The organism is Anaplasma centrale str. Israel (genome assembly GCF_000024505.1).
Taxonomy (GTDB): domain Bacteria; phylum Pseudomonadota; class Alphaproteobacteria; order Rickettsiales; family Anaplasmataceae; genus Anaplasma; species Anaplasma centrale.
In genome coordinates, this window is sequence record NC_013532.1 from 482,456 (window position 1) to 503,498 (window position 21,043).

Annotated in this window: 8 protein-coding genes; 6 read left to right on the forward strand and 2 right to left on the reverse strand. The window is 49.7% G+C overall.

Going from position 1 to position 21,043, the window contains the following annotated elements:
• Window positions 1-3: 3 nt before the first annotated feature.
• The 5 genes from ACIS_RS02220 (at window position 4) to ACIS_RS02240 (ending at window position 18,257) form a co-directional block, all read left to right on the forward strand.
• Window positions 4-2,412 (forward strand): VirB4 family type IV secretion/conjugal transfer ATPase, encoded by a 2,409-nt coding sequence (locus ACIS_RS02220; RefSeq protein WP_012880608.1) that lies wholly within the window; start codon window positions 4-6, stop codon window positions 2,410-2,412.
• The gene (locus ACIS_RS02225) at window positions 2,405-5,047 is read left to right on the forward strand and encodes a TrbL/VirB6 family protein (protein ID WP_012880609.1); all 2,643 of its coding nucleotides are present in this window, start codon (window positions 2,405-2,407) and stop codon (window positions 5,045-5,047) included. Before ACIS_RS02220 ends, ACIS_RS02225 begins: the two co-directional genes overlap by 8 nt.
• Window positions 5,048-5,134: 87 nt before the next feature.
• A complete protein-coding gene (locus ACIS_RS05095; protein ID WP_238523317.1) occupies window positions 5,135-8,266 on the forward strand; it encodes a TrbL/VirB6 family protein in 3,132 nt (1,043 codons plus the stop codon).
• 11 nt (window positions 8,267-8,277) lie between these two features.
• Window positions 8,278-12,438 (forward strand): type IV secretion system protein, encoded by a 4,161-nt coding sequence (locus ACIS_RS02235; RefSeq protein WP_012880611.1) that lies wholly within the window; start codon window positions 8,278-8,280, stop codon window positions 12,436-12,438.
• Window positions 12,439-12,461: 23 nt separating this feature from the next.
• On the forward strand, window positions 12,462-18,257 hold the full coding sequence (locus ACIS_RS02240; RefSeq protein WP_012880612.1) for a type IV secretion system protein: 5,796 nt from the start codon (window positions 12,462-12,464) through the stop codon (window positions 18,255-18,257).
• A 14-nt stretch (window positions 18,258-18,271) separates the two neighbouring features.
• On the opposite strand, the gene ACIS_RS02245 is transcribed toward ACIS_RS02240, so the two are convergent.
• Entirely contained in the window at window positions 18,272-18,889 is a 618-nt protein-coding gene (locus ACIS_RS02245; RefSeq protein WP_010264990.1) for a DUF2460 domain-containing protein, read from the reverse strand.
• A gap of 242 nt (window positions 18,890-19,131) precedes the next feature.
• On the opposite strand from ACIS_RS02245, the gene ACIS_RS02250 reads away from it, so the two are divergent.
• Window positions 19,132-20,505 carry a UDP-N-acetylmuramoyl-tripeptide--D-alanyl-D-alanine ligase gene (locus ACIS_RS02250; RefSeq protein WP_238523318.1) on the forward strand — a complete coding sequence of 458 codons (1,374 nt, stop codon included), beginning with the start codon at window positions 19,132-19,134 and terminating at the stop codon, window positions 20,503-20,505.
• A 45-nt stretch (window positions 20,506-20,550) separates the two neighbouring features.
• On the opposite strand, the gene dut is transcribed toward ACIS_RS02250, so the two are convergent.
• Window positions 20,551-20,994 carry a dUTP diphosphatase gene (gene dut / locus ACIS_RS02255; RefSeq protein WP_012880614.1) on the reverse strand — a complete coding sequence of 148 codons (444 nt, stop codon included), beginning with the start codon at window positions 20,992-20,994 and terminating at the stop codon, window positions 20,551-20,553.
• Between the last annotated feature and the right edge of the window lie 49 nt (window positions 20,995-21,043).

The window sequence follows — 21,043 nt, forward strand, 5'->3', positions numbered from 1 at the left end:
CGGATGTTAGGGCTTGGGAGAACGGCGGCAACTACTAGGAAGAGGGGGGTCGTTGAAAGAGAATGCCACGAAGCCCATTTTCTTCCCTACTTGGAACATTGGAACAGCACAACCCTGATAACCAAAGATGGTTGCATGCTGAAGGTGATCGAGCTGTCCGGCTATGCGTTTGAGACTGCGGACGATGAGGATCTATCCATACAAAACTCGATCAGGAATCAGACGCTCCGTAGCATGTCCTCTTCCTCGTTCGGGCTGTACTTTCATATTATAAGGCGCAGGAAAGACGCGTTCTCTCACGGCTTTGCAAGCGGTAAGCTGTCGAATGCTTTTGCTGACGCTGTGAATGTGCAGTGGCGCGAAAAACACATGACGAAGCCGTCATTTGCGAACGAGCTATACATAACGGTTGTTAGAGATGGAGGTAAGAAAAGCACTGAGCTTTTTGTGAATCTCATGAAGAAGTTCAGTAAGAAGGTTACCAGTGAGGCATGGAAGAATGACATGCGCGCCATTTATGAAGACTTGGAAGAAGCTACAAACCGGGTGGTAACCAGCCTCCGTAACTATGCGCCCAGGGAGCTTGGGATCAGGCAAACACCTGCAGGGGACTTCTCAGAGATTATGGAGTTTCTACTTCAGATAGTGAATTGCGGTACTGTGCACAACGTTGCCATGCACCTCGGGGATATCTCTCGGCACTTGCCCATGCACAGATTGTATTTTGGTCGCAAAGTGGTACAGGTTGTTGGGCACGATGAATCAAAATATGCGGGGCTGATTAGCCTAAAAGAATACGGCCAAACGACTTCCGCCGGGATGCTTGATGCGTTTTTACAGCTGCCGTACGAGTTCATTATCACGCAGTCTTTCAAGTTTACGAACAGGCAAGCCGCGATAACCAAAATGCAGATCCAGCAAAATCGCATGATTCAGTCTGCTGACAAGGCAGTTTCACAGATCTACGAGATCTCTAAGGCATTGGATGATGCGACTAGTGGTAAAATCGCATTCGGGCTTCATCACCTCACGGTTTTGTGTATCGAAAAAAACCCGAAGAATTTGGAAAACGCACTATCTCTGGTAGAAGCTGAGCTTGCGAACTGTGGGGTATACCCTGTAAGAGAAAAAGTTAATTTGGAACCCGCGTTCTGGGCGCAACTTCCGGGCAATTTCTCATACGTTGTGCGGAAGGCAGTGATAAGTACGCTGAATATGGCCGGTTTTGCATCGCAGCACAACTACCCCATTGGCAAAAAATTTGATAACCACTGGGGAGAGGCGGTCACGGTTTTTGATACCACATCTGGTACCCCGTTTTTCTTCAGTTTCCACATACGTGATGTTGGTCATACTGCGATAATAGGCCCTACTGGGGGTGGTAAAACCGTACTAATGAACTTTTTGTGCGTTCAGGCGATGAAATTTTCTCCCAGGATTTTCTTTTTTGACAAAGATCACGGTGCGGAAATCTTCATCAGGGCCCTAAATGGCATCTATTCAGTTGTGGAGCCCAGAGGCAATACCGGGTTGAATCCGCTACACTTAGACGATACGACAGAGAACAGAACGTTTCTCATGGAATGGATGAAAGTGCTGGCGACCACGCTCTCCAGTGACTTAACTCCAGATGACATATTGCGTATTAACGACGCAATTGAGGGCAATTTTAAACTCAGGAAAGAAGACAGGATGTTGCGTAACCTGGTACCTTTCTTAGGTATAGGGGGCGCAGATACCCTGGCTGGGCGCATGATGATGTGGCACTCCGAAGGTTCGCACGCGGCGCTTTTCGATAACGAGGAAGATTTGCTGGATTTTACCAAGTCTAGGGTTTTCGGATTTGAGATGGGAAATTTGCTCAAAGACCCGTCAGCCCTGGCTCCTACCTTATTGTATTTGTTTCACAAGATTAGCATATCGCTTGACGGCACACCCTCAATAATAATCCTGGATGAAGCGTGGGCGCTGATAGACAATCCCGTGTTTGCGCCCAGGATAAAAGATTGGTTGAAGGTTCTTAGAAAGCTCAACACGTTCGTGATATTTGCTACGCAAAGTGTTGAGGATGCAAGTAAAAGCCAGATAAGTGACACGCTGGTACAGCAAACAGCGACACAGATCTTTTTACCCAACCTTAAGGCTACCAGTGCATACAGGGATGTGTTCATGTTAACTGAAAGGGAGTACTCCCTGATAAAGTACACGGACCCCGGGAGTAGGTTCTTTCTAGTCAAGCAGGGGGTCAGTGCCGTGGTTGCCAGGATAGACCTCAGAGGTTTGGAGGATACCATAAATGTTCTGTCGGGGAGGGCGGAGACGGTATTGATGTTGAACGAGATAATAGAAGAAGTGGGTCGTGACCCGAACGTGTGGCTACCCATTTTCTGCAAGAGGGTCAAGAATGCGTAGAGCGGTCAAAGCAATAGCACTGATCGTCCTGTTTACGGGGCTGCCGTTTCTGCCGCACTATGCCGCGTATTCAGATGAGCCGAAGGGTGAGGAGAGTGACCGCTTGGTTAGCTATAGGTATGCAGAGGCGACTAATCCTCGTTGTGGCGCTGCAGCCACAGTAGCTGAGGTAGGCGCAAAGGTCATAGGTCCGTCGCTAGGATTTATGATTACTGGTGCGATATTGATAAAAATACCCTTGGGTTGGACTACCAAGGCTGGGATTGCACTTATTAGCACAAACGTGCCCATCCTAGCTGCGGCTGTGGGCGCGTCCTCGGCGTATTTTGTCTGCAATTGGAGCTTCGTGCGCCACCCTGTGCTGCGCTTTGAGGAAGGGGATATAGTAAGGGGTACTAGCGGCGTTAATACGGTGTTGACCGGAGAAACCTCCGGTACCGGTGACACCAGTGGTTTTCACATTGGGAAATACAAGGAGTGTAGCGAACCATATGCGCCAGATGATGCGGTAAAAGGCAGGTGGGAGAACATAGGCGCACAGTCCGGCACCACATCGCAACAGAAGGAGAAGTGTTCGCGGGAATTTGCGGACTTAAACAGTTATTTTGCCTGCATTGCGCCGAACGAAAGCTTGGAGAAGGCTAGGCTGCTTGAACCAATATGCAAGAGCAGGAAGTTTAAGCAAGTTGAGCACTACGCTTGGCCAAAAAATCGGGTTTCCAGTTCTCGCTATATTGAGGTTTGCTATCGCAAACCGCTCGCGACGCTATTTGCGGGCGCCTATAGGGCTTTGAGGAACCAGGTAAGCACTGAGAGCTATACCGAACAGATAAAAAAGGGTGCTTATCCACGTGAGGGTACGTACGGCGATGCGGAGATGCACAAAACCAAGCTCGCCATTTCTGGAGCTGGGCAAGGTGAAACGCCTAACACGCACGTGAAATGTGAGGTGCTTAAAGCTGGAGAAAAGAAGACCATACACGATGCCGAGTTTCGGGCGGTTGAGAGGGGTGATAAGCTGTGCGTAGACGCAGTAAGCGTGAGTAGTCTACCACTCATTCCCCGGCCGGAAATAGGCTGTCAAATGCGCCCTAATTCGCCCCCGGTTCCGATGTGTAAGGAGTCGGAGCCAAAAATGGGTACAGGAGACATGAAGGACAAGGTTGTTGGTTACGACAACAGTAAATGCTACAGTTGCTACGTAGACCAGGCCTGCCAGGGCGTTGCTTCGAAGGAAACAAAGTCTCCGTTTCCCGTTACTTCGGTGTTGATAAATTGTATATACGGTTCATTAAAAAATATCCTGGACCCCACGCGTGGTGGTGTAAAAGACAAGTGTGCGGGCAAGGTGACCTCCGCTTCGGGGCCGAACCCCGGGTTCTTAAGTGTAGCCCAAAACAAGCTAAAGAACGCCGTTATGGCTGCATTGATACTTGCACTTATTCTATTCTCAATCAAGGCTATGCTTGGTGGGGTGCAGAATGCATCCGAGCTGTATATGACGGCGATAAAATTTGCTTTGGTCATCTACTTCACCCAAGGTGGTGCAATGTACAAGGCATATGAACACTTGACTAACCTCTCGATTGGCCTTTCGGACATTGTGCTATCTGCTGCTAACGGGGGACAAAATATTTGCGACTACAAGGCGGGTGATTACGACAAGGATTTCCGGTACCTAATGCCGTGGGATAGGCTTGATTGTAGGATGATGTTTTACCTGGGGAGCCAGCTAAACGGGGGGACGGGCACCGGCGTCTTGCTTACCGTATTCTTATGCGCCGGCTTGTTGATACCCGCGATTCTCATCAACGCCAAGGTAATAATATGCGTTGTTGCGTTCTTTGCGGTGATGATGCTGATATTTACCGTGATATGGTGCGTGTATGTGTTCTTGCTGTCGCTGATCGCCCTAACGGTTCTTACAATCATTTCTCCCATTATGATACCCATGTGCCTCTTCCAGGTTACCAAGGGGTTCTTTGACGGGTGGACCAGGCAGCTCATGATATATTCTCTATACCCGGTGATATTGTTTTCGTTCTTGTCACTGATGTTTACCGTCTTCGACAACATATACTTTGACGATCTGAAATTCACGCGAGAAGATATCACAGTAGGTGATCTTAAGAGAATAAACTTTAAACTTGAGAACGAAAAGGCCTGTGACGGCAAGGAAGACAATCTGGCGTGCATGTTCAGCACAGTGAACTTCCATACGAAGCCGCTGGTGCTTGGGTTGTCAGTCACCAGTCCAGAGTTTAAAAACACAACTGCTGCGATTTGGACCAAGCTTGGGGTGTTTGTGCTGGTAGGGTTCTTATTCTATCACTTCTTGTCCTCCATATCTTACATTGCTGGGGAACTTGCTGGGGATCCGAGGGCTGGTGTTATCGGTTCTGGTAGCCTCAACCCAAGAGCGCTTGCTGGAGGGGCTATGGGTGCTGCCTCCAAGGTTAGCAGTTATGCTTCAGGCAAGATGTCTGACGTGGGAAGTAAGGCTCTGGACCGCATGAGAGGGGGAGGCGGCCAGGGCGGAGCTGGATCTGATAAGGTTTCGGGTGGAAGCACCCCGAGAAGTGGTGGTGCAGGTACCGGTACGGATGCTGTGTCTGGAGGGTCATCTGGGGGGTGATGTTTGTGAAATGGGTTTCTGCGGTTGTACCTGCCTTATTGTTTGTTGTTGATTGTTTTATAACTTTTCTGCGCTACAAAAGCGCGTTTGTCTAGTTGTAAAGGGAGAGCTTGTGTTGTGCTGAGGATTATCCCAGTAGTACTTATTATACTTCTGTCGGGGTGCGGATACCACGGTTGTATGTCCCAGCAAGATGTGATGAATGATACTGTAAGGAGCGTGGTATATACAAACCCAAAACAGCGTAGTGATGGAGCGCGTGGGTCGTGGGTAAAGGTGGATTTTCCCGTAAAGGGTAAAAAAATAAAGCTGAATGTCGAGCACTACAACGTGGATTTCTGCAGCGGTGCAGAGCTGCAGGAGTTGAAATTGGAAGCATTTCCGGGAGATAAGCTCGCTCCAGGAAAGACAAAGCAATTCACGGTGAAGTTTCCTGTGCGCATTATGCCGAAAAAAGACAAGATACGGTTTTCGCTTGTTCCTATAAGGAGTTTTGTAATCGACGATGCAATATGCAGAAACCAGGATGATGACATATACACCGTGGATGCAGAAGAGTGCAAAAAGAGAGATATAGGACAGCAGCGCGTAATCAACTTTAGTCATAAGTTGGTGGATAAGCATGGCTTTATGAACTCATGGTACGAGGTGCCGAGTACCACCAAGGGTGCAATGTCATCGTCCCCATTTGTGGGGGGTTTTTACCCTCACATAATTCCTGGAAAGGTAGATAAGACCTCACTGACGCCGCAGGGCTTTAACGAACATAGGGGCACAGAAACGGATGACCAGAAATATTTGTGCTACAGCGACTATGAAATAGAACAGGAAGTTACCGGGAACAGAACGGGATCTTCCGCTGCTGCGGTGGCTAATTGGACGTTGGATTACACGTCTCAGGGGGTGAAAAAATGTGAGGTTAAGTGCCAACCCTTTGGTGAATATGGTTATCGCCCAGGCAGCAGCGGGTTACCGGCAGGCTGCCACAGAACATGTGTGAAATACAGTCCGCAAAGTGGTAGCGCGAGCGCAGCAGGAGGTGGAGGAGGCAACAGGGCTGCGTCCGCTTCTAGTGCCGGAGATGAGGAGTTAAACAAAGTTGTGGCCAAGGTGTACAGTGCTCGCATCAGGTATATGCGTGCAATGGACGAACTTGCAGCCAACGAGTATTGTGGTGTGCTTAAGACTGTGCAAGGATCCGAAGTTACAAAAGAGGGGGGAGGAAAAAACGTACCGCAGAAGCAATACCATGCCTACCATCTGCTGTCTTACGACAAAGGCAACAGCAAGCCGGCCACTGTCCTGCCTTTTGTTAAACTTGGCAAAGGCCGTGAAACACTGTTGAGTACCGAGTACACGTTTAAGCCCTTTGAGCCAAGTGCAACAAGTGGCAGTAATACTAGTGGCACCAATAGCAGTAGCATTGCGGTTCCCACTAGCGGGGGTACCCCTGAAGAAAGCGGCGACGATATCACATCGCGCATTAAACTGCCGACCAAAAGTGATGCGGTTGCGTTGTTTTCAGATATTGACAATTACCTAGAACTTGACCGTGACTACACTATTGACAAGCCTACTAGCATTGCCGACGGTGGAGTTAACAGCACATTTGTGCTGACTCTAGAATACCCTGCCAAGAGTGGTACAAACACAGGCGCAAGCTCCTCCCAGGGTAATGGCAACAGGATTCTTGTGGGTAGCTATAAACTTAAAGTCAAGAAGGATTGCAGCGCTCACCTGCAAGATAGCCTGTACTACACATTTTCCGAGGGTTATCCGGGATATGAGCCGGGTGATTCCGCAAACAAATCGCAAAAGCTGGAATTCATGAAAGACAGCGAGATAACGATTGAGGAAAAAAATATAGGGGGGGATTTGTACTATGGTGTGCGTGACAACGGCGATGGGGCAGAGAACAATGTCGGACACTTTGAGATTAAAGCCACTATTGCCAAGACGCCTCCAAAGTTCTTTTCCCATATTGTAGAGTGGACAGAAGACAAAGTGCGTTCCGCACTGTATGGCAATAAGGAGAATGGCAAGAACAGCGTAATTGCCGGTATGTACGGGCATATTAGCGGTGCTGGCTCGTTCAAGAAACTTGTGAATGCACTTCTGATTTTGTACGTAATGATCAGTTCACTCTACTTCTTTTTGGGATTTTCAAGGGTATCAATTTTTCAGTTATTTATCATCTTTGCGAAGATCATCATCGTATTGTACGTAATACGTCCGGATAGCTGGACATTTTTTAACGATTATCTGTTCAAACTATTCACCGATGCCCCCAAGGATTTTATTGCCATAATGACCGGTAACGTCGGAAACTCTGATGCCCACTTTGGGTTTATGGACGGCATACTGTATAGGTTCACGGCTTCGCAAACCTGGATTCAATTGCTAGCGCTCATATTTGCTGGTCCCGTGGGATGGCTCACAGTGGTGCTCATTTTCTGGGGGTTATTCCTCTTGGTGGAGTGCATGTTCAGTGCGGTGGTAATATACCTTATATCGATTATGTTGATAGCGCTACTGCTGTGTATAGCACCCTTCTTCCTCATCTGTGTGCTATTTAAGCGTACTAAGGCGATATTTGATGCCTGGATAAAAGTTCTGTTACAGACCGCAATGCAGCCGGTTTTAATCTTCTCCAGTATCGCTTTAATGGTGCAAATAGTTAACAGCGTGATATACGCCATGCTCAACTTCCAAGTATGCGAAGCGTGCGTTTTGTCACTAGATCTGAAAATCGCCACCTTGTGTGTGCTGCGCTTTCTTCTGCCGATGGGGATAGTCCCTGTCATGCCGGTTAATGACATTGTGAGAGAACTGTACAACACTGGGGACATGATTCTTATAGGAATCCCTGGTCCAATCTTTAATGTGCTAATATTTGTGGCTATAGCCCACGCTATCAGGGACTTCGTGCTCACCAGCGGCGAGATGTGTAGTATCATGTTTGGCGCGTTTACGAACCTGTCTGACGTGGGTGGAAACGCTGCGCAAGCTATGCTGAGCATAGTCGGAATGGACAAGATGACTGGGTATATGGCAGCACAACAGAGACATCAGTCCGCACTCTTCTACAGGGGGGCAGGTGCTGGACGCGAGGAAAGTTTTGCTTCCAGACTTATGCCTGTGTCTCCGGGTGCACAAGCTGGTGCGCCTGCTAAACGCCAGCAGATTGTCCATCCTGCTGATCCTCCGGCTAGTTTTTAGGTGGTATGTGAATGTTCAGGTTACTGCTCATTGCGTTGGTGCTGCTAATCTCTGGCTGTGGTGGAATCTGCATAGAGCCTGGGAAGGGTGTAAGCAGTAGCTCAATTGAGGTAAAAGTACCAGTTCAGCCTCCTGGCGCTTCTAGGGAAAATCCGGCAACTTATTGGATAAATTCGGGCCACCGTGTTGAGAAGGATCGTGAGCTGAAACTCACAGTTGAAAATACCATAAGTCTTTGTCCCAAGGATGCCAGTACTCCAGCTATAGTGAGGATGTTTCCCGAAGATTTTGTGTCTTCTACTCGCCCTCAGCATGAGTTTTATGACACCCTGCTTAATGTTGTGGAAGGCGATAGAGTGGCTTTTTATCCGTTTCTTTATGACTTGGAATTTCCGTCTTGTGAAAAGATAGGGAACGAGGAGAGCTTCGTAATCTACTATGGCAATAGTGACTTTTACAAGGACAAAGCATGTAAACTAGGAATTGATGCCAAGGACATATGCTCTTCTGGTGCTTATGGTGGCTCAGCAGCGCTTTACTACAAGACTCCTAAAAATGGTGCTGGTGGTCAGTGCACAGATGTTCATAAAGACATTACATTGCCCAAACTTGGGGGTAATTCGGTACAGACCCCGCGCCTTGCGTTCCCTTTGGGATACCTATCGAAGATTACGAAGACCACCGAACACGGAAAGGAGGTTTTGCAGTCTAACTCGAAGTACATGATTGCCACTGGGCGCGTATATGATGGAAGAACAGTCAAGATTAACGGCCCACCAGAAATAACAGATGGGCTGTGCAAGAAACTGAAGGAGGGCAACATTACCAGGGTGATAGAAGGGAGAAGTCTTGTTGAGCTTAAGCAAAACAAAAACCCTGGGAAGTACGATAATAAGAATAAAAATTCTTCAGGGAATGGTAGTAGCGGCAATCAGAGCGCAACTATTACTGAAGAACAGAAGGAGCAAGATGCCCTGCTTAGGGAATACACGGAGTACGACATAAACTGTAATTGTGGCCTAATATGTAAACCATCAGATCTGGCGAACAAGGAGGATTGTACGCGCTCTATAGTGCGGGTCATGAATGACAAAGTCGTGTGTCCCACCACGAAACCTAAAAAGGTTCCAGAGGGTGATAAGGCAATAGAAATTGATGATTCCTCCCTTGATGCACTTAAAGATTATTTGGATTTTACGCTACCAGACAAGGACATCGGAGATAGTGCCTACGAACTTGCTGAAGGTGCGATTGCTGTGATAAAGACGACCAAAAACGGGCAAGACAACAAAGACATTGCCACCAATGACTGCAACAAAGATTGTAAATTTCTTCCCGAGGAGGTGAAAAGTCTTTCCAGTGCTGGAGAGTTTAGCAAGCACAGTCTTAAAATGCACAAGAGTTATGAAGTGCCAGAAAGTGGCAGACTGTTCCTCTCATATATCAAGCCGAGTAGCAATACTGGCGGCACAGGCAATACAAATAATGAAGAAAGTATGCAGGGCTTTTACACACTAAAAGTCCACAGAACGTGTTATGCAACTGCAGGCAAGAAGCTGTACATGTACATAGGAAAGGAAGCACCAAAATTTTTGCCTGGGGAGGGCAGCACCGGTGGCGGTAACGATGTTGTGGCACTTGATTTAGAAGGCAATAGCGTGGACCCCAAGGGTATATACGTCATCAACAAGAAAGGCACAGACGGTTCCCCAGCGGCCAATGGAAAGGAAGGATACTTGTACTTTGGAATAGCGGTTGATAAAGAGTACGATGAACAGCTCAAGGACGGCAACTACCCGGATAACTACTATTCAGTGCGGCTTTGGGTTACCACTTGGAATCCAACAATTTCTAAATTTTTCGCGCTCTTGCAAGGCACCCTCCTCAAAATTCTGTATGGCACGGAAATGTCAACCACACAAGGTGATGCCAACGTTGACGAGGTTGCTGATATTTCATCTGCAGTCGAGAAATCTTTCAAAGAGGACAAAAAGGGAGCAATACAGCAGATATACAGCAATCAGGTATCTGGGCGTTTTTGGATGTTCATTCAAGGGGTGCTCACACTGTATCTCATGTTTTCTGCGTTGGGATACATCATGGGTGTGACTAAAATCACCAAGTACGACCTAGTGGTAAGACTTGCGAAAGTGACGCTCTTGGTTTGTATGTTCTCGCAAGATAGTTGGAAATTTTTCAACGAGCATTGCTTCAGCGTATTTATCGGAGGAGTGTCAGACATTATCGCCGCGTTCAACGGGTATCTAGATGGTGACAAGTCGTTCAAGTTTTTGGATGCAACATTGGGGTTACTTCTGACCTCGGAGCTCTGGATAAGGCTTCTCGCTCTGATCGCGGCAGGTCCCGTGGGTTGGCTTGCATTTGTTGGGATTATATGGGCCTTGATAGAGTTCTTCTTAGCCATGTTCCAGGCTATGATTGCATATTTGTTCTCGATTATGACCGTGGCGTTCCTGATAACCCTGGCCCCGATATTTTTTTCCTTCATACTGTTTCAACGAACCCGACAACTGTTTGATGGGTGGCTAAAAATAATCATGAACTTCTCACTACAGCCAATCATCATGTTTGCCTCACTTGCGTTTTTGAATCAGATGATCCTGACCAGCTTGCACGCTGTTACCGACTTCACTGCCTGTGAGAGTTGCGCTATAGGCGTCAACATACCTTCTGATGACCCTGGTACGCCCAACAGACCCGATTTATGTCTATTGCCTGTCATGTTGCCCATAGGCTTCTCTAACGAGCTCTCTGTGGACGACAGATATCGCGAAGGTCTTGCCAGGGAGGATGTTGGGTTTATGGGCCTTCCGTTCGGGCTTGCCATTGCCATTATGCTCATACTGTGCTGCAAGTCTGTTAGGGAATTTGTGAAGATTTCTGAGACCCTGGCTCACTCAATATCTGGTAGTGTTTCTAGCATAACGGCGAGTGCCATGGGGGCCACTCAGGGTATGCTTGGAGTTGTGGGCATGGATGCTGCTTCCCAACAGCTTATTGCTGCAGCCAAGGGAATGGTTCCGCCAGGGGAGGAAAAGGTCCAGTTCGAGAACAGAGATGGTGTGCGGCCAATGCAGGAGGGTGTTGATCAATCGAAGTCTCCAGAGTCTGATGGGGATGGTACAGCAGCCCGTGCAGCAGTTGGGCAGGGTGTTGATGACCCTACCCCCGGTCCAGAGGCCGAATCCGGTGCTTCCGCTGCTGGGGCTGGCCATGAGGGCCACGACGACGTGAGTGGTGATAGAGGATTGCGGGTAGGGGTCCCAGACGTGGCCAATCTTGATGGGCCTGGGGAATCACCACTTGTGGATGATCAGCCAAATGATATGGCTCAGGCTGCCACTTCAGGCGACGATGGAGGTGTGGGTAGGCATGGAGTTCCAGACGATGTTGGGGTGGCGCACTATGAGGAAGTAGGTGCAGATATGCCTGTGGGGCCCGAAGGGGAAGGACATGAAGGTGATCCGCACGGGGTTGACATGATCGGAGATGCCGGTGATGATGCGCAGTCCAGGTTATCCACCGGTTCAGGTTTTGATGTGCAGCCTGAATGGGAGGATGTGTCATCACCTACCGCGAATGAGGATGGTGCTTACGTTGCAGGGGAAACTGGGGATCCGCATGAGTCGCCGGTTGGTGAAACCGGTGCTGCAGATTCGGAGGAATCTGGACAAAGTGCCCGCGGTGGGGCGCACCATGAAGATACCTTGGATGACCATGCTGGGCCCATAGCCCATGATGTTGGCAGTTCCGACGGCGACGATTCCGGTGTAAGCGCAGACGAAGTGGGTCGCACCGACACCACTACCCATGCCGCATCTGACGCCGGTCAGGATGAGCTGCAGCGCCCTGAGGAGGGGCCAGCAGCGGAGGATTACGCTCAGGCTGTTAGCAGCGCAGATTCTGGGCAAGAAAGCAGTAGTAGTGACCGTGAAACTCCTCCTCAAGAACATAGGGCCGAGTTTGTAGATCATCTGAGTGGCATTGAGGAAGGAGGTGACCCCGCAGGTCAACGTGCAGATATAGTAGAAGACCCGGCAGGTGGCGCTGCGGACAACTACGACAACACCGATGGGGAGGTCATTGAGGAAAAGTTAAATAAGAACCCGGATAATGACACTCCTGCAGAAGAAAAGCAAGACAAGGAATAGGTAGTCATATTGGTCTGGGGAGCATGGTTACTATTGCAAGGTCAGCTGTGAATAAATTCCTGATGCTGCCGCTGATGTGCTTGCTTGTTACATCATGCATAACTGAGGTGCCATTCCCCCGTTGCGTGTCTGCGGACAACTTCAGCAGTAGTACCACCGCTTCCGTGTCGGCCTACTATGGCCCAGGTAATGTAGAAGCGTTCAAAGCTGGTGATGGACAGATAGGTAACGCTAGCACTCCTGGGGCAAACAAGCATGTAGTTCGATGGAAGGATACGGGGTTTATTACTGACGGGAACGAGATAGTTGCCGGTATAGAGGGGGCGTGGGTCCCCTGGGCAAAGAATGGCGAAAAACACAGCTCACCGCTGGCGGTGAATACCGGAATATCAAGACCGGTGGACCCCACTGACGAGTTTTACGACTCCGTTGTTGATATAGAAAGAGTATGTGGCCCTTACGAGAAGCGTGAGCGTACCGCGGGCGACTGTAAACTTAACTGTCATCATATACCAGCAACTGATGACACCAACAAGGGGCAGTACGGTAGGCCGTGCTGGCTGAACAAAGGGTATGGTGCGTACCTCCTGTTCAAGCGTCCGGAGGATCCAGATCCGAACTCTACCCTTGATCTGATAGAGTACCCCGTGTCTCCGACAACTCACTTAGGGCATGAGGCTGCAGATGAATCCCAAGACGGAAAGGCCTCTTACCACTCCAACGGGAAAATATTTGGTAGTGACTGCAAGACTGTTGAGCTGAAAAGGGGATGGAAAATTTATGTAAAAATATTAGACAATTACTATTACGACAACGCTGGTGGTTATAGTTTGGAGTTCAAGCAAGGTGTAATCAACGGCAAAGGTGTTGAAGTATTTGAGTATGTGAGAAAGTTGGTTAGGGCCCAGCTGAACAAGGCTGGGGAGCAGATATTCAGCAATATTGTAAAAAATCCAGGGTTTAGGAACTTCACGTTTGCAGTTATGACCTTATTTTTGGTTATTTCTGCTCTGGCGTACCTGTTGGGGATGGTGCGAGCCCCCCTTGCCGACGCGATGGTTCGAATATTTAAGATTATCCTGGTAATACTGCTGGTATCTCCTGGTAGTTGGGAGTTCTTCCATGATAATCTGCTTCAGCTGTTCACAAAAGGCGTTGACCAGATTATAGCGCTGGTTAATAGCTACGCCGCCAAGGAGGAATTCAAAGCCGATGCGCCATTTAAATTTATGGACGTTATGATTGGGGAAAGAATATTCTCCACCGTTGTATGGGAAGCCAAAGCCAGAGCGCTCATCATGGCAGATTTCTCTTCCATATTTGCGTTGCTGATAATCATAATATCAGTAATTTGCTACGTAGCCCTGTGCCTGTACGGATTCGTAATTTACCTTACTGCATTTGTGGGGATTACCTTCCTAATCGCGCTAATGCCCATAATGTTTGTTGGTATCGTTTTTTCCAGGTTTAGGAGCCTTTTTGATGGCTGGTTGACGCAGTGTATTAGCTTCTCCATGCAAGCGATACTGATGTTCACCCTAATTGCGATGTTTGGCTCGCTAATAATGCACTACTACTATAGGATTTTCGGCTTTACCGCTTGCTACAATGAGGTGGTGCACATCAAGTTGTACGCGCTTGGGCATAGGATTATAGATCAGAAATACTACGAATGGACTCCTGGGCAGAAGTATGATCCTATGCGCATCGGGTGGAGCGGAGATTCAAGTAAGAGCGAGCAGGGCGACTCTGGCACTTCTGCACGATATACGTTTACCGGTGGCGGTGCTGTTATCAAAGTCCCCCCTGATCACAAAGACGAGGATTTTCGTTATGTGGACTTCCCATTCCTGGATCCGGATTCCGAGAGTTCTGCGCCTCCTGGTGGGGTATCTCTGATTAAGAAAGAAGATACACTGAAGCCTCTGGCTTCCATGACGAATTCTCTCATTGCCAGTGCGCGTGGCACGTCAACTGCCAGATTAGTGAACAAGATACAAGGTGAGCTGGAAAAGCGTGTGCAGGATAAGACCGTGACGAGTACAGCACAAAGTCAGTTTCTTGATGTGATCAAGAAGAGAGAGGAAGAAGACACAAAAAACAAGAAGGACGTCAAGCTGAAATACGAGGATCCTAAATTCAAAGAGGCGTTGGTCAAAGTATTAACTGAGAATATCATAAGTCGCAATAGAGTACTGAATCCCACGAGTGCCGAGAAGCTCGAGAAGCAGCACGATTATAACATAATCAAGGACCTCAAGAAGGGTTACATAGTAATGTGGCCTGAGGTGTTTGGGCTCATCCTGGTGGCGTTTCTTGTATGGCAAATGAGGGCCTTTGTACAGAATGTCGCTGTTGTGCTCGCTGGTGGTAGCATACTGTCGAGAACTGTAGGATCAATGTACAGCGAAGGGTTTGTCAGAATATTTTCTCACATCCCTGTTGTTGGTACGTTCATAGATCGTATAGATAGGGGTATAGACGGATTAAGAGTTTTGATGAGGGTAAAAGCCGGGGATTTGGCTTCTTCTGCTGCCAAGGTGCCGGAGAATTTGCTGAAGAGGGTGCCGATAGTTGGTGGAGTGCTTGGCACGGCTGCCCACGGCGTGAGGTCGCTTTCCAGTGCGCTGACTTCCTCGTATACTGAAGAAGATCTATACTCAATGCGATCAATTTCTCCCAGATTTGACTACGCTAGAGCGTGGGTTGGCGCCCATTTGGGGTACTCGCCATTGGATGCGATGAAATATATGGGCAAACACGCGCTGGGCCGTATTACGGGTTCTGAGACTGAGGGATTGATACACAATATTACTCAGGACAGAGCAGCATTTTTGAGCAGCTTGCATGCGCTTACTGTTGGGGTTGAGAAGCACAAGCCCAGTGAATATGCCCCTGCGCAAAAGGATGACGATTCAAATCCGTTTGTGAGGCCGGATTTGCAGGATGGTGGGCAGAACACTGATAATACGAGCCAAAGGCTGTTTGATAGCGACGGAAAGTTGCACGTCAATAAAGACAATTTCTGGGATGCAGTTGATACGCTTCACGGTTTAGGTGCATTGCGTGCTAACGCGGAAGATCCAGAGGCTCGGGACAAGATAGACGCAGACATGAATAAGCTCAGAAGCGAGATTACTGCAATGGCCAATGAAAGGCCTGATGAAGTTCCTGAGCTTGCAAATTTTGTTACGCCTTCAGGTAGTGTTGACTTTTCAGGACTGGTTGGGCATGCCCTCGCTCGGCGCGATGCGGAGGCTCCTGATGCTGCGGGGGTAGATGTCAGTGCGCGTCCTACGGATTCTGGATATGAATGGAGGGGTGAGGAACAGGGCGCAGATGCGGATGTTGCTCATGATAGTGATGAGTCCGCGAGGACGGGTATTTCCGGAATGGTTGACGATGCTTTACGGGCACCCGATGTTGTTGATGGTGAATCCGACGGTTCTGCAGAGCAGCCCCAGGGTTCTGAGGCTGGTGTCCTGCGTGGAGTAGTGGGTGAGCAGTATGAGGGTATAGGAGAACCGGATGAGGTACTGGTTCAACCCGAAGCAGAAGATCCTTCCAGAGCCTCTGCCGACGGTTTTGAGGATGTGCTCGTGGATGGCGAAGAGGCGGCTATAGGAGAGTTGGCAGCAGCTCAGGCTGCGTCTGAAGAGAAAGCTGATGTGCAGGGTGAAGAACTGCAGGAGATTGATCAGCAGCCGGATGAGAGTGAAGCTACTAGTGTGCCTCAAGACATGCTCGCAGATGACGAGGATGCTGTAGCAGAGTTGGCTGCAGCGCAGGGTGAGGAACTGCAGGAGATTGATCAGCAGCCGGATGAGAGTGAAGCTACTAGTGTACCTCAAGACGTGCCCGCAGATGGCGAAGATGCGGCTATAGGAGAGTTGGCAGCAGCTCAGGCTGCGTCTGAAGAGAAAGCTGATGTGCAGGGTGAAGAACTGCAGGAGATTGATCAGCAGCCGGATGAGAGTGAAGCTACTAGTGTGCCTCAAGACATGCTCGCAGATGACGAGGATGCTGTAGCAGAGTTGGCTGCAGCGCAGGGTGAGGAACTGCAGGAGATTGATCAGCAGCCGGATGAGAGTGAAGCTACTAGTGTACCTCAAGACGTGCCCGCAGATGGCGAAGATGCGGCTATAGGAGAGTTGGCAGCAGCTCAGGCTGCGTCTGAAGAGAAAGCTGATGTGCAGGGTGAAGAACTGCAGGAGATTGATCAGCAGCCGGATGAGGGTGAAGCTATTAGTGTACCTCAAGACGTGCCCGCAGATGGTGAAGGGGTTGTAGAAGAGTTGGCTGCAGCTCAGGCTGCGTCTGAAGAGGAAGCTGATGATCAGGGGTTATATCTCAAGAAATCTGACAAGAGTGGCGGCAGAGGCGCATCGCGCTCGGAAGGTGGCAAAAAACCCGGCAGAGGAGGGCGAGAAGAGGATGGATACGAAGGGGAAGAGCTCGGTTACGGTGGCGTTCAAGGGGACGATTATGTGGATGCCAAGGAATCTGGCCTGCAAGTTGGGGCTGAGGTATATAAGGCGTACACCAGCAAGAAGGAGTCTGAGGGAGATACCGGAGTAGGGGAAGGTCTTGGTTCCGGAGAGGAGCTTGGCTCGCGCGTGGAGGCTGCAGTACGCCAGGCATACAGTGGCAGGATAGCAGAGGAAGAAGGTAATGATCTAAGCGAGATTCTTGGACACGAGGTTAAAACTTACGATCTCGAGGATCTGGAAGAGGGTTTGATATCTGAGCTTGTCCAGCAGCAGGCTGTAGTAGATCCGCAACAAGATGCTCAGGCAACTGGTGCGCATTATGGGGCAGATGAAACTGAGGGTAGTGAAGATCGGGGTGCGGTGGCACCTGATGAGCAACCTGAGCCTGGAGTTGGTGTAGCACCAGAAGCTACTGATGGTCAAGATGCTCAGGCAACTGGTGTAGAAGAGGTTGCTGATGGTGAAGCTGGAGGTGGTGAAGACCAAGATGCTGACGTTCAAGAGCACACCGATAGGGGTGACTTGGAGTATGACGTCGAGTACAGTGCGATAGACAGTGAACGTGCGTGGGCGGAAGCTACAGCTAGTAAAGATGTAGATGAGGTTCTCAGTGGCGAGGACCAAGATGCTGGTGATCAAACAGATGTGTTTGCTGGGCATTATGGAGCAGATGAAACTGAGGGTGGTGAGGCTCAAGGTGCAATGGCACTTGATGAGCAACCAGAACCTGAAGTTGGTGTAACACCAGAAGCTACTGATGATGCGGCTAGTCATGAAGAGGCGGAGCAGGAGGCTGGTGCGATACAAGAAGCTACTGATGATCGAGACGCTCAGGCAGCTGGTGCAGAAGAGGTTGCGGATGGTGAAGCTAAGGGTGGTGAAGCTCAAGGTGCAATGGCACTCGATGAGCAGCAACCTGAGCCTGAAGTTGGTATAGCACAGGAGGTGACCGATGATGATCGAGATGCTCAGGCAACTGGTGCAGAAGAGGTTGTGGATGACGAATTTGAAGATGCTGTTGACGCTGCGGCAGCGGGTACAGAAGCGGATGTAACACTCGCTGCGCTTGGCTCGCACCGTCCGGAGATTGGTGGCAAAGTGGCGAGTGCAAGTCAGTCAACAGGTAAGCACACAGGGTCTGGTGGGGCTTCCAAGAGACAGCAGCAGGAGGAGCGCAGGAAGCAAATGTCCGCGCTTCAGGAGAGGATTGTGGAGCTGCAAAAAGCTTTAGATTCGCCCAACGTTACAGAGACCGACAAGCAGAATATTGAGGCTGAATTGTCGGTCTTGAGGACCGAACTGGACGGTCTGGGTGGGTCTTCTCAATAGGCCTGGGTGGATAGCTATTCGCTGACTTCCACTAATGACACGCCGTGGCACCCGTAGTTGCCGTGTGCTTCAAGCGCAAAAGCGAGAAAGTCGGTATCGAATCTGACTAGTACATCAAACTCAAAGTCCGCGTGGATGGTTGCATTATGTGCTGGTGGCACAGCGAACGTGACGACTCCGCTATTGTAGTCTACGCTATAGTCCCTCTCGTATTCCTGCGATACCTCACCTAAAGATACTTTAACGGTACCAACTACCGGTCTGCTAATCTTGCGTACATAGGAATATTGTCCCGCGTGGTAGCGCTTGACCAGCTGAAAATTCAGGCTTTTGCCATCACCCACTCCGATATTTTGCCCAGTTGCTGTGTAATCAGACCAGTCTTTGAATCTGAAGGGTAAGGCCTTTCCCCTGTGTGCATAGAAAAAGCTAATCAATGCACTGCACTGATCGCTGGATGCGGTATTGTACGCCACGTTATACCTATTGCGCGAATGCGTCCAGTTAACTTTGCGCTGCTCTTTTCCGCCACCGAGTTCGGAAATGACAGTAGAAAAAGTCGGTCCTCCCATGGATCCGTATGATATGTTCTCGGGGAATTTTGCTTCGTTGTTTGGCACATAAGACTCCACTCTCAGCCTTCGGAAATTTTATCCCCCTTTGCGGCGGGAGGTAATCACTTTCTGTGCTGCATTATGGCGTGTAGGGAGTGCGCGGCGCGCTTTAACTGTGCCAGTTACCTTAAACGCGCACACGTTTCAGTGCCCGGCCGCCCGGTGTTGCTCACGTGGCACCCCTACTTGTTTCGTCGTTATAGTTGTGGTATGCATGTGCGCTTGTGTTATTGTCTCGGCATATGTGGTGCGCCAAATCCATGGGGGCTGCAGTTCGCGGGCTGTGCCTTGGAAAAGACTGGACGTCGCTCGGTAGGATATCTATAGACACCAGGACCTTGCGCCCCGGGGATATATTTGTTGCAATCAAGGGTAAAAACTTTGATGGACACTGCTTCGTCCCGGAGGCATTCAGCAAAGGTGCCGTAGCCGCTGTTGTGGATGAGGCATACGTCCCGACCGCGGATTGTGGGCCTTTAGTTGCGGTGAAAGACACTTTGCAAGCATTGCACGATATTGCGACTATGCGCCTGAGGGATACGCGCGCCAAGGTTATAGCGATCACTGGCAGTGCAGGCAAAACCACCACGAAGTATGTTCTGAGCGGGGCCCTATCCAAATATGGTAAGGTGTATTACAACGAGGCGAACTATAATAATCTTATAGGGATGCCCCTATATGCCGCAAATTTGACGGAAGATGCAGAGTTTGTTGTGCTCGAGATGGGCATGAATTCTCCCGGGGAGGTGGATGCCCTATCGCGTATTGCGAGGCCAGATGTTGCAGTGATTACCAACGTGGGCCCGGCACATTTGGAGTTTTTTGAATCTGTTGAGGGCGTTCTCGCCGCAAAATTGGAGGTGTTTAACCACGTCAAAGATGGGGCCATTGCTGTGCTGAACTTCGATAGTGAATACTATGCCAAAATGCGTGCCGTGGCCGAAAGCTATTGTGCGCGCATCATAAGTTTTGGTGTGGGTGCAGGGGCTGATGTGCAGATTTTCAGACGTGAGGAACCAAGTAACTCCATAACTTTAAGGTGTTTTGGTGAGGAGTTACAGTGCAACTTGAAAAGTGGTGCTAGGCACCTGGCGTATTCAGTTGCTATAACGGCTGCTGTGGGCCGTGCTTTTTCGATCGATCTTACACAAGCCCGGGGGGCCATGGAAGAATTCGTTCCGCTGGAAGGGAGGGGTAAGGTGCATGTTACCACTTTCAAAGGCAGAGAAATTGTCCTGCTGGATGATGCGTACAACGCAAACCCGCTATCTATGGTTGCGGCCATAGAGAACCTCAGTAACCTGAACCACGCCCGCGTCCTTCGAAGAGTGGCAATACTTGGTGATATGCTCGAGCTGGGCAGCGGCAGCTGCCACTACCACAGAGGCTTACTTGAGCGCATAATGCACAGCAACATAGACGTAGTATACACGGTGGGAAGCCACATTCTGGCGCTGTACGATGTTCTACCGCAGCACCTGAGCGGAGGGCATTTTGCCGACCATGGAGAAGCGCTTGCACATCTAGAGCGCATTATCAAGCCGGGAGATGGTGTGCTGGTTAAGGGTTCGTTCGCGACCAAGCTATCGCTGGTCGTCAAACACCTGCTTGAGTGCCCAGAACACGCGACCTAAGCCTACTGGGGGTAATATACCCTCCGCCGACCAGCGGTGCGCGCCTTACGTTCCCGTAGAACCAAACCCCCCATCTCCACGGCTGGTAGCCGTTATGCTGCTTACCTCTTCCCACTCTACTCGCTCTACCGGAGCTATCACCATCTGTGCAACCCTGTCACCGCGGCTGATTACATAATCCTCGCTACCAAAGTTCGATAGCACCACGGTTATCTCCCCCCGGTAGTCAGAATCTATGGTTCCCGGCGCATTCAACACACAAATACCAAAGTTGGCAGCAAGACCGGACCTCGATCTTATTTGTGCCTCATACCCGTCGGGTAATTCCAGGGCCACACCAGTCTTCACCGCACACCTGCCACCCGGGTGCACCACCAGTTTGCTGTCAACCGCGGCATACAAATCCAACCCCGCACTTTTGGGAGTGGCATAAGACGGCAAGGGCAACCCATACCCTGAGGCGAGCCTCAAAATCTTGACTTTCAACACAACCCCACGACCTCCGAATCTTCGGCGATCCTACTGTTTTTCCCGTGAA